Source organism: Streptomyces sp. NPDC041940 (assembly GCF_055589465.1).
In genome coordinates, this window is record NZ_JBVJBP010000002.1 from 521,465 (window position 1) to 534,258 (window position 12,794).

The window sequence follows — 12,794 nt, forward strand, 5'->3', positions numbered from 1 at the left end:
CCCCCGACCTCAAGGAGACCGCCATGGACACCGACCGGACCGTACAGACGTTCAACGACTTCTTCCGTGAGCGCGGGCACCGGCTGATCACGGGCAGGACGCTGCTGCCCCCGCCCTCGGACCCGGTGCTGTTCACGACGGCCGGCATGCAGCCCCTCACGCCGTATCTGATGGGCCGCCCGCATCCCCAGGGGCGGCGGCTGGTCAACCTCCAGCGCTGTCTGCGCACCACCGACCTGGACGAGATCGGCGACACCACGCATCTGACGGTGTTCGAGATGCTCGGCTCCTGGTCACTGGGCGACTACGACCACGCCCAGTCCCTCCGCTGGGGGTACGAACTACTGCGCGACGGATTCGGCATCCCGCGAGAACGCCTGCACGTCACGGTCTTCGGTGGATCCGACCAGGTCGGCCCCGACACCGAATCGTTGCGCGTCTGGGAGGAGCTGGGGCTGCCGGTGGAACGGGCCGGGGAGGAGAACTGGTGGTCCAACGGCCCGGCCGGCCCGTGCGGCCCCGACTCGGAGATCTTCGTCTGGACCGGCGAGCCCGGCACCCCGCCCCAGGGCAGCCCGGGCACCGACGCCCGCTGGACGGAACTCTGGAACCACGTCCACATGCGCTACGAGCGTCAGGCCGACGGCACTCTCGTCCCCCTGCGGCAGCCCGGAGTCGACACGGGCATGGGCCTGGAACGCCTCGTCGCCGTCCTGCAAGGGCGCCGGTCGGTCTACGACACGGACCTCTTCGAACCGTGGATGCGGACCGTGCCCTCGCTGTGGGACCTGGACGGCCCGGCCACCCGCCTGGTCAGCGACCACCTGCGCGCCGGCATCGTCGTGCTCGGCGACGGTGTACGGCCGTCGAACACCGGCCGCGGCTACGTCCTGCGCCGGCTGATCCGCCGTCTCCTCACCACGCTCGGGCGTGGCGATGCCTCCCGCACTCTCGCCGACCTGCCCCCGGAGCTGATCGAGCACACCGTCGACCACTTCCGCCAGTCCGTCGGCCGGGACCTCGTCAGGGAGGTCGTCCTCGACGAGGAACAGCGGTTCGGCAGGCTCCTCGAACGGGGAAGCCGTCTGCTGTCCCGGCCCGAGTACCGGAGACCGCTCAGCGAGGAGGACTACGACTACCTCCACGACACCCACGGACTGCCCCGGGACCTCGTCGCCGGTCTGCTCGCCGCCCGCTGACGGGCTACGGCCGCTCCCGGCCGAGCGCCCGGCCCAGATAGCGTGCCGTGGCGCTCGGCTGTGCTCGGGCCACCTCCGCGGGCGGGCCGGCCGCCACGATCCGGCCGCCCGCGTCGCCGCCGCCCGGGCCGAGGTCGATCACCCAGTCCGCGCGCGCGACGACGGACATGTCGTGCTCGACGACGATCACGGTGTTCCCGGCGTCGACCAGGCCGTGCAACTGGCGCATCAGCACGTCCACGTCGGCCGGGTGGAGACCGGTGGTCGGCTCGTCGAGGAGGTAGAGCGTGTGGCCGCGCCGGCCGCGCTGCAACTCGCTCGCCAGCTTGATGCGCTGCGCCTCGCCGCCGGAGAGTTCGGTCGCGGGCTGGCCGAGGCGCAGATAGCCGAGGCCCACGTCCAGCAGGGTGCCGAGGCTGCGGGCCACGGCCGGGGTGTCCGCGAAGAACTCCGCCGCGCTCTCCACCGTCAGGTCCAGCACCTGCGCGATGTCCCGCCCCCGGTACGTCACTTCCCGCGTCTCGGGGTTGTACCGGGCCCCGCCGCAGTCCGGGCAGGGCGCGTACGTGCTCGGCAGGAACAGCAGCTCCACGCTGACGAAGCCCTCGCCCTGGCAGGTCTCACAGCGTCCGCCCGCCACGTTGAAGGAGAACCGGCCGACTCCGAAGCCCCGTTCGCGCGCCCCGTCGGTGGCCGCGAACACCTTGCGCACCACGTCGAAGAGTCCGGTGTAGGTCGCGAGGTTCGAGCGCGGGGTGCGCCCGATCGGCTTCTGGTCGACCGAGACCAGCCGGCCCACCCCCGCCGTGCCAGCCGCGTCCTCGGTGATCTCGCCGATGAGCGTGGACTTGCCGGAGCCGGACACCCCGGTGACCGCGGTGAACACGCCGAGCGGGAAGTCCGCGGTCACGCCGCGCAGGTTGTGCCGGGTGACCGGGCCGGTTGTCAGCCAGCCGCCCGGTTCGCGGATCTCCCGGGCCGGAGCGGGGGAGCGGTCGAACAGGTAGCGTGCCGTCGCCGACTCCTCGACGGCGGCCAGCTCCGCCACCGGGCCGCTGTGCAGCACCCGCCCGCCGTGCTCGCCCGCGTCGGGGCCCACGTCCACCAGCCAGTCGGCGCCGCGTACGACATCGAGGTGGTGCTCCACCACGAACACCGAGTTCCCTGCCGTCTTCAGCCGCTCCAGCACCGTGAGCAGCGCCTCGGTGTCCGCCGGGTGCAGCCCGGCCGACGGCTCGTCGAGGACGTAGACGACGCCGAACAGGCCCGAGCGCAGCTGAGTGGCGAGGCGCAGGCGCTGCAGTTCGCCGGTGGAGAGGGTGGGGGTGGGCCGGTCGAGGCTGAGGTAGCCGAGGCCCAGCTCGACGACCGGTGCGATCCGGGACGTCAGGTCGGCGGTGAGGACCCGGGCGGTCTCCGATGTCGCGTCGAGACCGGCGGCCAGCTCCACCAGCGGCAGCGCCGCCAGCTCGGCGATGGTCCGGCCGCCGAACGTCACGGCGAGCGACTCGGGACGCAGCCGGCTCCCGCCGCAGGCCGGGCAGGGCGCACTGGCCAGGAACCGTTCGGCCTTCGTCCGCAGGGTCGGGCTCTTGGAGTCCGAGAAGGTCTTCATCACGTACCGCCGGGCGCTCATGTACGTGCCCTGGTACGGCCGCTGGATGCGGTCCGCGTCCCGCACCGGGTGCACGGTGACCACCGGCTGCTCGTCCGTGAACAGGATCCACTCCCGGTCCGCGGCGGGCAGCTCCCGCCACGGCCGCTCCACGTCGTGGCCGAGCGCGTCGAGGATGTCCCGCAGGTTCTTGCCCTGCCAGGCGCCCGGCCACGCGGCGATCGCGCCCTCGCGGATCGACAGCGACGGGTCGGGGACCAGCAACTCCTCACTCGTACGGTGCACTTGCCCGAGCCCGTGGCACTCCGGGCAGGCCCCGGCCGCCGTGTTGGGCGAGAACGCGTCGGAGTCGAGGCGCACGGCGCCCGGCGGGTAGGTGCCGGCCCGGGAGAACAGCATGCGCAGGGAGTTCGAGAGGTTGGTGACGGTGCCGACGGAGGAGCGCGAGGTGGGGGCGGCGCGGCGCTGCTGGAGCGAGACGGCCGGCGGCAGACCGGTGATCTCCCCGACCTTCGGCGCGCCGACCTGGTGGATCAGCCGGCGCGCGTACGGGGCGACCGACTCGAAGTAGCGCCGCTGGGCCTCCGCGTAGATCGTGCCGAACGCCAGGGACGACTTCCCCGAGCCCGACACGCCGGTGAACACGGCCAGCACGTCCCGGGGGATGTCGACGTCGACGCCCTGGAGGTTGTGCTCGCGGGCGCCGCGGACACGGACGTAAGGGTCGTGGGGGGTGTGGGGGGCGTGCATGAGCAGGACTCTAACCGGAGGTGATCGCGGCCAGCCGCCGGTAGGAGTCCAGCAGGGCCTCGCGGTCGTACGTGCTGGTGGTGACCAGGACCTCCTGCGCCCCGGTCTCCTTCAGTACCGTCTCCAGCTCGTCGGCGACCTGCTCCTCGGTGCCGGCGACATGGCCGGTGAGCCCGGACTCGTAGAAGCCGCGCTCCTTGGCCGTCATGGTGAGCGCCTCGACGCGCTCGGCGGGCGGCAGGGGAGGGAAGGTGCCGTGGGTACGGGAGTACGCCATCGCCCAGGCCTCCGGGACGAGCAGCCGCCGGGCCTCCTCGGGAGTGGCGGCCACGGCGATCGTGCCCGAGATGACGACGTACGGCTCCGGCGCCCAGGCGGAGGGGCGGAAGTGGTCGCGGTAGTGGTCGATGCCGCGCCGCATCTTCTCCCGGTTCCTGAGATCGCCGATGACCATGGGCAGGCCCGCGCGGGCGGCGATCCCGGCGCCCTCGCCCATGGCCAGGACGAACGGCGGCACGGTCAGTCCTTCGGAGGGCCGGGCATGGACTCCGGTGGGGGAGGCGCCCCGGAACCAGCCGAGCAGTTCCCGCAGCTGGGCCTCGAAGTCCTCGGCGTCGTCCTTGTCACGGCCCAGGGCCCTGCGCACCCCGTCCGTGAAGCCGACGGACCGGCCCAGGCCCATGTCGATCCGCCCGGGGAACAGCGACTCCAGCACCCCGAACTGCTCGGCCACGATCAGCGGCCGGTGATTGGGCAGCATCACCCCGCCGGTACCCACCCGGATCGTCCGGGTCGCGGCGGCGACGGCGGCGGCCAGCACGGTCGGCGCGGACCCGGCGACCCCGGGAACGCCGTGATGCTCCGACACCCACACCCGGTGGTACCCGAGCCGCTCCAGCTCCCCGGCCAGCCGCACGGTGTCCCGCAGCGCCTCGGGGTGGGTGTGGCCCTCGCGGGTGCGGGAGCGGTCGAGGACGGAGAAGCGGGTGGAGGCGATCAGGGAACTCACACGGGGTTCAACGTCTGAGCGGCCCCGGCATTCCCGGCGCCCGGCCGGGAGGTCAGCCCTCGGGACGCAGCAGCCCGCGCTCGTAGGCCTTGACCAGGTTCTGCGGTACGAGGTGGCGGGCGCCGTCGACGGTGACCGGGACCAGTGTCGGGGTGGTCGCCTTCCACTGGGCGCGGCGGTGGCGGGTGTTGCTGCGGGACATCTTCCGCTTCGGGACTGCCATGGGGACTCCTCCTCGGTGGACGGGCACCGAGGACGCTACATGAAAATGGATCCCATTAACAATGTGCGTCCCCGGTGTCCGGCCGCCGGTGCCCCTGGTGTGCGTCAGTCGTCGGCGCCCACCAGCATCCGCACCTCGAACTCCTCGTGCGCGGCGGCATCCTCGGCCGGGCCCTTGTCCGTCACCGTGCCGAGCCAGCCCAGCAGGAAGCCCGCGGGGATGGAGACGATGCCCGGGTTCTGGAGCGGGAACCACGCGAAGTCGACGTCGGGGTAGAAGGAGGCCGGGGCGGAGGAGACGACGGGGGAGAACACGGCGAGCAGAACGGAGGTGGCCAGGCCGCCGTAGAGGCTGAGCAGCGCTCCCTTCGCGGTGAAGCGCCGCCAGAAGAGGGTGTAGATGATCGTCGGCAGGATCGCGGACGCCGCGATGGCGAAGGCGAGGAACGCGAGCGTCGCGGCATTGCCCCCCAGGCGACGAGGGCCAGCAGGATGCCGAGGATGCCGATGACCGCGCCGGACAGCCGGGCCACGGTCAGTTCCTCCGTCTCACTGGCCTGGCCCTTGCGGATCACCTCGCTGTACAGGTCGTGCGCGAGGGACGAGGCCGCGGCCAGGGTGAGGCCCACCGCCACGGCGAGCAGGGTCAGATAGGCCAGGCAGGTCAGCAGCGCGGTGAGCACACTGCCGCCCAGTTCGTGGGCTAGCAGCAGGACGGAGGCGTTGCCGGTGCGGTCCGTGTTCTCGATGGTGTCCCGGCCGAGGAGCGCGGTGGCGCCGAGGCCGAGGATGCCGGCCCCGAAGCAGACCGCGCCGACCAGGCCGACGGCCCACAGGACGGAGGAGCGCAGCACGCCGCTCCTGCGCGGGGCGAGCAGCCGCATCAGCACGTGCGGGAGGGCGGCGAGGCCGAGGACGATGGCCAGTTCGAGGCTGAAGAAGTCCAGCTTGTTGCTGACGGTCCCGCCGTAGCGCAGGCCCGGTTCCAGGAACTGCAGGCCCGTGCCGCTGCGTTCGGCCGCCCGCTCCAGCAGCGCGTTGGGGTTCCAGTCGAAGTGGTGCAGCACCAGGCCTGCGGTGAACAGCACGCCCACCACCAGCATCACGGCCTTGATGATCTGGATGACCGTGGCACCGGGCATACCGCCGAGGGAGGCGTAGAGGATCACGAACGTACCGATCACGGCCACGCACAGGGTGCGGGTGGTGGCGCTCGGCGCTCCGGTGAACTGCGTCAACAGCGCGACGCTGCCGACGAGTTGGGCCACCAGGTAGAGCGTCGTGATGGCCAGGATGCAGACCGCGAGGGCGACCCGTACCGGCCGCTGCTGCCGGGGCAGGCGCAGCGCCACCGTGTCGCCCAGCGTGAACTTCCCTGTGCGGTGCAGGGGTTCGGCGATCAGCAGCAGCACCATCATCCAGGCGACGGTGGTGCCGCCGAGGTACATCAGGCCGTCGTAGCCGGTCAGGGCGACCAGTCCGGTGCTGCCCAGCAGGGTGGCGGCGGACAGGTAGTCGCCGCACATGGCCAGGCCGTTGCGCAACGGCGACATGGTGCGGTTGCCGAGGTAGAACTCGCTGATCTCGTCGCGCTGAGGGGCCGTCAGCAGCGCCGTGAACAGGGTGATCACGACCACGGTCAGAAACAGGACGAAGGTCAGCTGCAGGCTGCTGTCGTCGATGGCGGCGGCGGTCGTCACCACGTGCGGAACCCCCTCGTGCCGTGCTGGAGGGGCTGGCCGGCCCGCTGCGGCGCCGTGGCCGAACGGGCGTGGCGGTTGTCGTTCTCGTACTGACGGGACCTGAGGCCGCGAGCGAGCGGATCGACCCGGCCGCGCATGTGCCGGACATAGCACCAGGCGGTCACGCCCATGATGACGAACTGCCCGAGGCCGAGGGTGAGTCCGATCGTGAGGTGGCCGAACAGCGGCTGGTTCATCACCCCCGGAACAAAACTCGACAGGAGTACATACAGCAGGAATCCGCCGGCGGAGAGGATCGTCGCCCGGATGCCGAACCGGCGCTGCGTGCGACGCAGTGAGTGGAATTCGGGATGGTCGGATATACGAGACGGCGGTGTGTGTTCGATGTGCGGAAGCGGAAATGTGGGAGTGTCTTCCCGCCGGGGTGGGAATTCGGGCACAGGCGCACCTTCTTCGCTGCTTCGTGCCCCGCACTCGACCCCGTCGGGGAAGTGTCGCGTCCGGCTTTCGAGCAGGGTGGAGGGACGCCGGACACGGTGAGGGGGTGCGGGCTCTGTGGGGGGGGCTCGTGAAACCGGGAAACTCGCTGTCCGGAATCGCGGGGACGGCCACGGGGAGTATGTCAGTGCCGTGCTTGAGTCATCAACTGTGATGGTCAATTGACTTGTGGTCATGGCTCGTTCACATCCCCAGCGAATAGTCCGGACCGTTTGTCCGGCCGGGCTGTCTCAAACGCGCCGGATCAGAAACGGGCGCCTACGGCGGCGTCGGACCGTGGGACGAGGAACGCCGGCGCCTTCGGCAGCGAGCCGTCCGCCGCCCGGGGGCCGGTGAGCGGACCCGGGTCGGTGCTCAGCACCGAGGAGGCGTTCCATGTGCCGCCGATGTTCCAGGAGTTGCCGCTGGCGACCGTCTTCGCCCCGACTGCTGCCGCGCGCTGGTCCGCGACGGAGAGGTTGCCGGTGAGCCGGGCGGTCCCGCCCGAGACGTCGGCGTCGAAACCCGTACCGGCGTTGCCGTACGTGGAATTGCGGCTCAGGGCCAGAGAGCCGGGGTTGCCGTTGTCGGTCAAGCCGTGCTTCGCGTTCTTGAAGGAGACACTGTTGCGTACGGTGTGGCCCACCGCCGGGGCAGGGCTGCCGCCGCCGAGCTTGAAGCCGTTGCCGTCGCCCGCGAAGTCGGGGAAGTTCCAGCGGTTGAATCCGTTGCCGTACGCCACCGTGTTCTCGATCGTCACCGGGGAGGCGAACTCCCAGGCGTCGAACCCGTCGTCGACGTTGTTCCACAGCCGGGCGCCGCGCACCACGTTGCCCGTGCCGGAGCCCTCCTTGACGGCCAGGCCGTCGGCACTCTCCCCGTTCTTGCGCGGGTCGCGGTTACCGTAACTGTCCAGGTTCAGGATCTGGTTGCCGCTGGAGGCGCCCTGGAGCTGGAAGCCGGACTCGTAGTTGTCGTGCGTGCTCAGACGCGAGAAGACGTTGCCGTCGCAGCCGTCGCAGTAGATTCCGTACGGGCCGTTGACGATCTCCAGATCCGAGATCCGCCAGTGCGACGCCTCCATGTGGATCGCCCCGCGCTCGGCACGCGGGATGCTGCCGCCGACCGGGGTGTGGCTCGCGGGCAGTCTCTCGCCGTCGACGACCACACGCTCGCCCGGGTGGGCGGCGAGGGTGATGGGCTGGGACGCGGTCCCCGAGTTGGTGACGGTGATGTTGTCCGTGAGGGCGTACGTCCCGCCGCGCACGCTGACGCTGTCGCCGGGCTTCGCCAGGTCCACCGCCCGCTGGATGGTCTTCAACGGCCGGGCGAGCGTGCCGGGAGCGGAGTCGTCCCCGTTCGGCGCCACCACCAGGGTCGTGCCCGCGGCCACCGCCGGCCCCGCCGGACCGCCCAGCGCCATGGCCAGCGCCGCCCCCGTCACCGCCGCCGACCAGATCCTCGTGTTGCGCATACGGCCTCCCGTCTCTGCCTGCTTGATGTCGCAGAACAGTGGCCGCCCGGGCGACGAAGGTTGCCGGGCGACGACGGGAAGCAGGGGCGGGCCGGCACGGCCTAGGCTGGGCGGTGTGAGTGATGATCGCAGCAGGACCCCGCTGGCCGTGTTCGACCTGGACAACACCCTTGCCGACACCGCGCACCGGCAGCGGTTCCTGGAGCGCAGGCCCCGTGACTGGGACGGGTTCTTCGCGGCGGCCCCGCAGGACCCGCCGCTCTCCGAGGGCATCGCGATGGTCCGGCAGAGCGCGCGGGAGTGCGAGATCGTCTACCTCACCGGCCGGCCCGAGCGCTGCCGGCGCGACACGCTCGACTGGCTGGCCGCCCAAGGGCTGCCCGAAGGGCGCGTCCACATGCGGACGAACGCCGACCGCAGGCCCGCCCGGGTCACCAAGCTGGAGATCCTGCGACGGCTCGCCCGCACGCGTGAGATCCGCGTCCTCGTGGACGACGACGAACTGGTCTGCGAGGACGCCCGGCGCGCAGGCTTCACCGTCGTCCGGGCCGACTGGGCCGCCCGGTCCGCCGAGCTGAAGGCGGCTCAGGAGCGGGAAGGCCGGACCTGAGACACGCTTCCGGCTACTCGCCCTCCTCCAGCCGGAAGCCCACCTTGAGCCCCACCTGCCAGTGCGCGATCTGCCCGTCCTCGAGCTGGCCGCGCACCTGGGTCACCTCGAACCAGTCCAGATTGCGCAGCGTCTGCGAGGCCCGGCCGACGCCGTTGCGGATGGCCGCGTCGACGCCCTCGGGCGAGGTCCCGACGATCTCCGTGACCCGGTAGGTGTGGTTCGACATGCCGCTGCTCCTTTTCCGCTGAACTTATGCCGAATTTCAGTGACTCGCGGTGACGTCCTGGGACGGATGTGCCACGCGTCACTCCACCGTGCCCCACACGGCGGCGAAGCGCGAGACATCGCTCGCCGGGCGTCAGCGCGCCATGCTCAGCGACAGCGCGAACCGGCCCGCACCGTCCGTCCACCAGTGCGCCAGGTCCAGCCCCGCCGCCGACAGTTCGGTCCGCACACCCTCCTGGCGGAACTTCGCCGACACCTCGGTCCGCAGCTCCTCGCCCGCCGCGAAGTCGACGGCGAGGTCGAGCGCCGGCACCTTGACCGTCTGCGCCGTACGGGAGCGCAGCCGCATCTCGATCCACTCGTGCCCGGCGTCCCAGACGGCCAGGTGGTCGAAGGCGGCGGCCTCGAAATCGGCGCCGAGCTCACGGTTGATCACGGTGAGCACGTTCTTGTTGAACGCGGCCGTCACCCCGGCCCCGTCGTCGTACGCCCGGACCAGCACCTCCTCGTCCTTGACCAGGTCCGTGCCCATCAGCAGGGCGTCGCCCGGGGCGAGCATGCCCCGCACGGACGACAGGAACGCGGCACGCTCGGCGGGCAGCAGATTGCCGATCGTGCCGCCGAGGAACGCCACCAGCCGGGGCCCCGGCGTGTCCGGCAGCGCCAGTTCCGCGGTGAAGTCGGCGATCAGCGCGTGCACGTCGAGCCCCGGCCGCTCGGCGGCGAGCGCCTGCCCGGCCTGGGTGAGGGCGCTCTCGCTGACGTCGACGGGGACGTAGGTGTGCAGCTCCGTGAGGGCGTCGAGCAGGTGCCGCGTCTTCTCGGAGGAGCCGGAACCGAGTTCGACCAGGGTGCGGGCCCGGGTCGCCGCGGCGATGTCGCCGGAGCGCGCGAGCAGGATCTCCCGCTCGGCGCGCGTCGGGTAGTACTCGGGCAGGTCGGTGATCTTCTCGAACAGGTCGCTGCCGTGCGCGTCGTAGAACCACTTCGGCGGCAGCGTCTTCGGGGTGCCGGTGAGACCTCGGTGGACGTCGGCGCGCAGCGCGGCGTCCGTGGAGTCCTCGGGAAGGGTGCGGGTGAGGCGGAACGGGCTCACGTAAGGGGCTCCTTCGGGGATGGGGGTCCCCCCGCTCGAGCGGAGCCGAGAGTGGGGGAGGGGACGAGGGGGTCGGCCGGCTCCTTCAGCGGTGTGAGCAGCACGTCCGTGCCGCTCGCCGCGAGGAGGGTGCGGTCCGGGACCTCCTGCCAGTGCGGATCGTCGTCGTAGGGCTCGGAGGCCACGACCGTGCCGCCGCCCGGTCGGGTGAGGTACCAGAGGGAGTCGCCCCAGGTGGTCGCGGTGATGGTGTCGCCGTTGGTGAGCAGGAGGTTCAGCCGGGAGCCGGGGGCCGCGGCGGCGACCTCCAGGACGGTGTCGGCCATCGCCTGGCCCTCCTCGTCACCGCCGCGCAGCCGGGCCAGCACCAGCGCCCACACGAGCGCCGAGTCGTTGCGGGCCTCCAGCGACAGCAGGTCCTCGGGCGGCAGGCTCCGGGAGGCCGGGGCGAGCGAGCCGGGCCAGCCCTTGACCGCGCCGTTGTGGCTGAACAGCCAGGTCCCCGCGGCGAACGGTGCCGCCGCGGCCTCCGCGTCGGCGCCCGACAGGGTCGCGTCCCGCACCGCCGCGAGCAGCGCGTTCGTCCGTACGACCCGGGCGAGATCGGCGAACGACAGGTCCGCCCAGATCGGCCCGGCCCGGCGGTAGCGCGCCGGCACCGGGTCACCCTCGGCGTACCAGCCGACGCCGAAACCGTCGGCGTTGACCGTCCCGTACCGCTGCCGCCGGGGCGCCCACGACTGCCGGTACAGGCCGTGCGGAGGATCCACCAGGAGCCGCCCGAGCGGCTCCCGCGGCCCCACGTACGCCACATGCCGGCACATCAGACCTCCTCCGAGCGGGCCGTGCGGAACCCGGAGAAGATCTGCCGCCGGATCGGATGGTCCCAGTTGCGGAACGTGCCCCGGCAGGCCACCGCGTCCACGGCGAACGCACCGCCGCGCAGCACCTTGTAGTCGGGCCCGAAGAAGACTTCCGAGTACTCCTTGTACGGGAACGCCTTGAACCCCGGGTACGGCAGGAAGTCGCTCGCCGTCCACTCCCACACGTCGCCGATCAACTGCCGTACGCCGAGCGGGGACTCGCCGGCCGGATAGCTCCCGGCCGGTGCCGGACGCAGGTGCCGCTGGCCGAGGTTGGCGTGCTCGGGCCCCGGGTCCGCGTCACCCCACGGGTAGCGCATGGAACGGTCGCCGGCCGGGTCGTACCGGGCCGCCTTCTCCCACTCGGCCTCGGTGGGCAGCCGGCGTCCGGCCCAGCGGGCGTAGGCGTCGGCCTCGTACCAGCACACGTGCAGCACCGGCTCGTCGGGCGCTACCACCTCGGTGAGGCCGAAGCGCCGGCGCAGCCATTGCCTGCCGTCCCGCCGCCAGTACAGCGGGTGGGCGATGGAGTTCCGGCGGATGTGGGCCCAGCCGTCCGTGGTCCACCAGCGCGGGTCGTCGTAGCCGCCGTCCTCGATGAACGCCTGGTACGCGCCGTTCGTCACCGGCGTGGTGTCGATGTGGAACGGCGCGACCTCGCGCCGGTGCGCGGGACGCTCGTTGTCCAGGGCCCACGGTTCGCCGGAGGTGCCCATCGTGAACGGGCCGCCCGGGACCAGGACTTCGGACGGGCCGGTGAACAGCGGCACCGGTTCCGGGTCGGGCGCGGTCAGGGCCTGCGGGCCCCTGCGCAGCTGATGCGTGATCAGCATGGTCTCGTCGTGCTGCTGTTCGTGCTGCGCGATCATCCCGAAGGCGAACCCGGCCTCCGTCAGCCGCGTCCCGTGGAACGCGGCCCCCTCCAGCACGTCCAGGGCCCGGCCGCGGACGTCGGCCGCGTAGGTGCGGGCCTCCCCGGGCGACAGCAGGGGCAGCTTCGGCCGCTCGGCCCGCGGGTGCTCGAAGGCGTCGTAGAGGCTGTCGATCTCGGGCCGTATCGCCTCCTGCCCGGCGACGGCCCGCAGCAGCCACTGCTCCTCCTGGTTGCCGATGTGCGCCAGGTCCCAGACCAGCGGCGACATCAGCGGCGAGTGCTGCGCGGTCAGGTCGGGCTCCTCGACACAGCTCGTCAGCAGGGTGGTGCGGTCGCGGGCGACGACCAGCGAGGCGACGGCGCGCTCGCGGAGAATCTCGGGGTCGACGGCATCGGCGTCGACGGCGGGATCGGTGTCGGTCATGGGCGGATGTCCTTCCCGTGGGCGCGGCCGTCCGTACCGCGCTGTCGGTCGAGCAGGTCGTCGGCGGGGCAGCGGCCCCGGACGACATAGCGGTCCAGATGGGCTGCGACGGCTTCCATGACCTCCGGGTCGGCGAAGACCCGGTGCCACGCGACCCGCGCAGTCGTGAAGCACATTCCAGCCCCCCCCCCCCGTTCTGCGTCAGCCAATCCCCCTCGAGCCCCATCAAGCCACAACAGGCTTTTCGGCG

Annotated in this window: 11 protein-coding genes and 2 pseudogenes; 2 read left to right on the forward strand and 11 right to left on the reverse strand. The window is 71.9% G+C overall.

The features are described 5' to 3' along the window. The first annotated feature begins 23 nt into the window (after positions 1–23). On the forward strand, positions 24–1,199 hold the full coding sequence (locus ACZ6I3_RS06950; RefSeq protein WP_469412377.1) for an alanine--tRNA ligase-related protein: 1,176 nt from the start codon (positions 24–26) through the stop codon (positions 1,197–1,199). Positions 1,200–1,203: 4 nt separating this feature from the next. Here the strand turns inward: ACZ6I3_RS06950 and ACZ6I3_RS06955 are convergent, their stop codons facing one another. The 6 genes and pseudogenes from ACZ6I3_RS06955 to ACZ6I3_RS06980 form a co-directional block, all read right to left on the reverse strand. Further along, on the reverse strand, positions 1,204–3,564 hold the full coding sequence (locus ACZ6I3_RS06955; RefSeq protein WP_469412379.1) for an ATP-binding cassette domain-containing protein: 2,361 nt from the start codon (positions 3,562–3,564) through the stop codon (positions 1,204–1,206). A gap of 10 nt (positions 3,565–3,574) precedes the next feature. Then, entirely contained in the window at positions 3,575–4,573 is a 999-nt protein-coding gene (locus ACZ6I3_RS06960) for an LLM class flavin-dependent oxidoreductase (RefSeq protein WP_469412381.1), read from the reverse strand. A gap of 52 nt (positions 4,574–4,625) precedes the next feature. Then, positions 4,626–4,796 carry a 50S ribosomal protein L32 gene (rpmF, locus tag ACZ6I3_RS06965; protein WP_469412383.1) on the reverse strand — a complete coding sequence of 57 codons (171 nt, stop codon included), beginning with the start codon at positions 4,794–4,796 and terminating at the stop codon, positions 4,626–4,628. A 104-nt stretch (positions 4,797–4,900) separates the two neighbouring features. Then, positions 4,901–6,495 (reverse strand): annotated as a pseudogene (locus tag ACZ6I3_RS06970) (solute symporter family protein). Next, on the reverse strand, positions 6,492–7,172 hold the full coding sequence (locus tag ACZ6I3_RS06975; RefSeq protein ID WP_469412384.1) for a DUF485 domain-containing protein: 681 nt from the start codon (positions 7,170–7,172) through the stop codon (positions 6,492–6,494). Before ACZ6I3_RS06975 ends, ACZ6I3_RS06970 begins: the two are co-directional and overlap by 4 nt. A 68-nt stretch (positions 7,173–7,240) precedes the next feature. Then, positions 7,241–8,449, reverse strand: a complete 1,209-nt coding sequence (locus tag ACZ6I3_RS06980; protein ID WP_469412386.1) for a right-handed parallel beta-helix repeat-containing protein — start codon at positions 8,447–8,449, stop codon at positions 7,241–7,243. Between the two features lie 115 nt (positions 8,450–8,564). On the opposite strand from ACZ6I3_RS06980, the gene ACZ6I3_RS06985 reads away from it, so the two are divergent. After that, positions 8,565–9,059: a phosphatase domain-containing protein gene (locus tag ACZ6I3_RS06985; protein WP_469412387.1), complete on the forward strand. Its 495-nt coding sequence runs from the start codon at positions 8,565–8,567 to the stop codon at positions 9,057–9,059. A 13-nt stretch (positions 9,060–9,072) separates the two neighbouring features. Here the strand turns inward: ACZ6I3_RS06985 and ACZ6I3_RS06990 are convergent, their stop codons facing one another. From ACZ6I3_RS06990 to ACZ6I3_RS07010, 5 genes and pseudogenes are all read right to left on the reverse strand, one after another. Continuing rightward, the gene (locus tag ACZ6I3_RS06990) at positions 9,073–9,288 is read right to left on the reverse strand and encodes a dodecin (protein ID WP_469412389.1); all 216 of its coding nucleotides are present in this window, start codon (positions 9,286–9,288) and stop codon (positions 9,073–9,075) included. A gap of 132 nt (positions 9,289–9,420) precedes the next feature. Beyond that, positions 9,421–10,383, reverse strand: coding sequence for an L-histidine N(alpha)-methyltransferase (gene egtD / locus ACZ6I3_RS06995; protein WP_469412391.1), 963 nt, complete (start codon positions 10,381–10,383; stop codon positions 9,421–9,423). Beyond that, positions 10,380–11,207: an ergothioneine biosynthesis protein EgtC gene (gene egtC / locus ACZ6I3_RS07000; protein WP_469412393.1), complete on the reverse strand. Its 828-nt coding sequence runs from the start codon at positions 11,205–11,207 to the stop codon at positions 10,380–10,382. Before egtC ends, egtD begins: the two co-directional genes overlap by 4 nt. Next, on the reverse strand, positions 11,207–12,544 hold the full coding sequence (gene egtB / locus ACZ6I3_RS07005; protein ID WP_469412395.1) for an ergothioneine biosynthesis protein EgtB: 1,338 nt from the start codon (positions 12,542–12,544) through the stop codon (positions 11,207–11,209). Before egtB ends, egtC begins: the two co-directional genes overlap by 1 nt. Continuing rightward, positions 12,541–12,678: pseudogene (locus ACZ6I3_RS07010) on the reverse strand (ergothioneine biosynthesis glutamate--cysteine ligase EgtA); the annotation flags it as partial. The pseudogene ACZ6I3_RS07010 and the gene egtB, both read right to left, overlap by 4 nt. Positions 12,679–12,794 lie beyond the last annotated feature (116 nt).

Coding starts and splice junctions, on each gene's coding strand:
- ACZ6I3_RS06950 (WP_469412377.1), top strand. CDS start 24: ATGGACACCGACCGGACCGTACAGACGTTCAACGACTTCTTCCGTGAG.
- ACZ6I3_RS06955 (WP_469412379.1), bottom strand. CDS start 3,564: ATGCACGCCCCCCACACCCCCCACGACCCTTACGTCCGTGTCCGCGGC.
- rpmF (WP_469412383.1), bottom strand. CDS start 4,796: ATGGCAGTCCCGAAGCGGAAGATGTCCCGCAGCAACACCCGCCACCGC.
- ACZ6I3_RS06975 (WP_469412384.1), bottom strand. CDS start 7,172: ATGACCACAAGTCAATTGACCATCACAGTTGATGACTCAAGCACGGCA.
- ACZ6I3_RS06980 (WP_469412386.1), bottom strand. CDS start 8,449: ATGCGCAACACGAGGATCTGGTCGGCGGCGGTGACGGGGGCGGCGCTG.
- ACZ6I3_RS06990 (WP_469412389.1), bottom strand. CDS start 9,288: ATGTCGAACCACACCTACCGGGTCACGGAGATCGTCGGGACCTCGCCC.
- egtC (WP_469412393.1), bottom strand. CDS start 11,207: ATGTGCCGGCATGTGGCGTACGTGGGGCCGCGGGAGCCGCTCGGGCGG.
- egtB (WP_469412395.1), bottom strand. CDS start 12,544: ATGACCGACACCGATCCCGCCGTCGACGCCGATGCCGTCGACCCCGAG.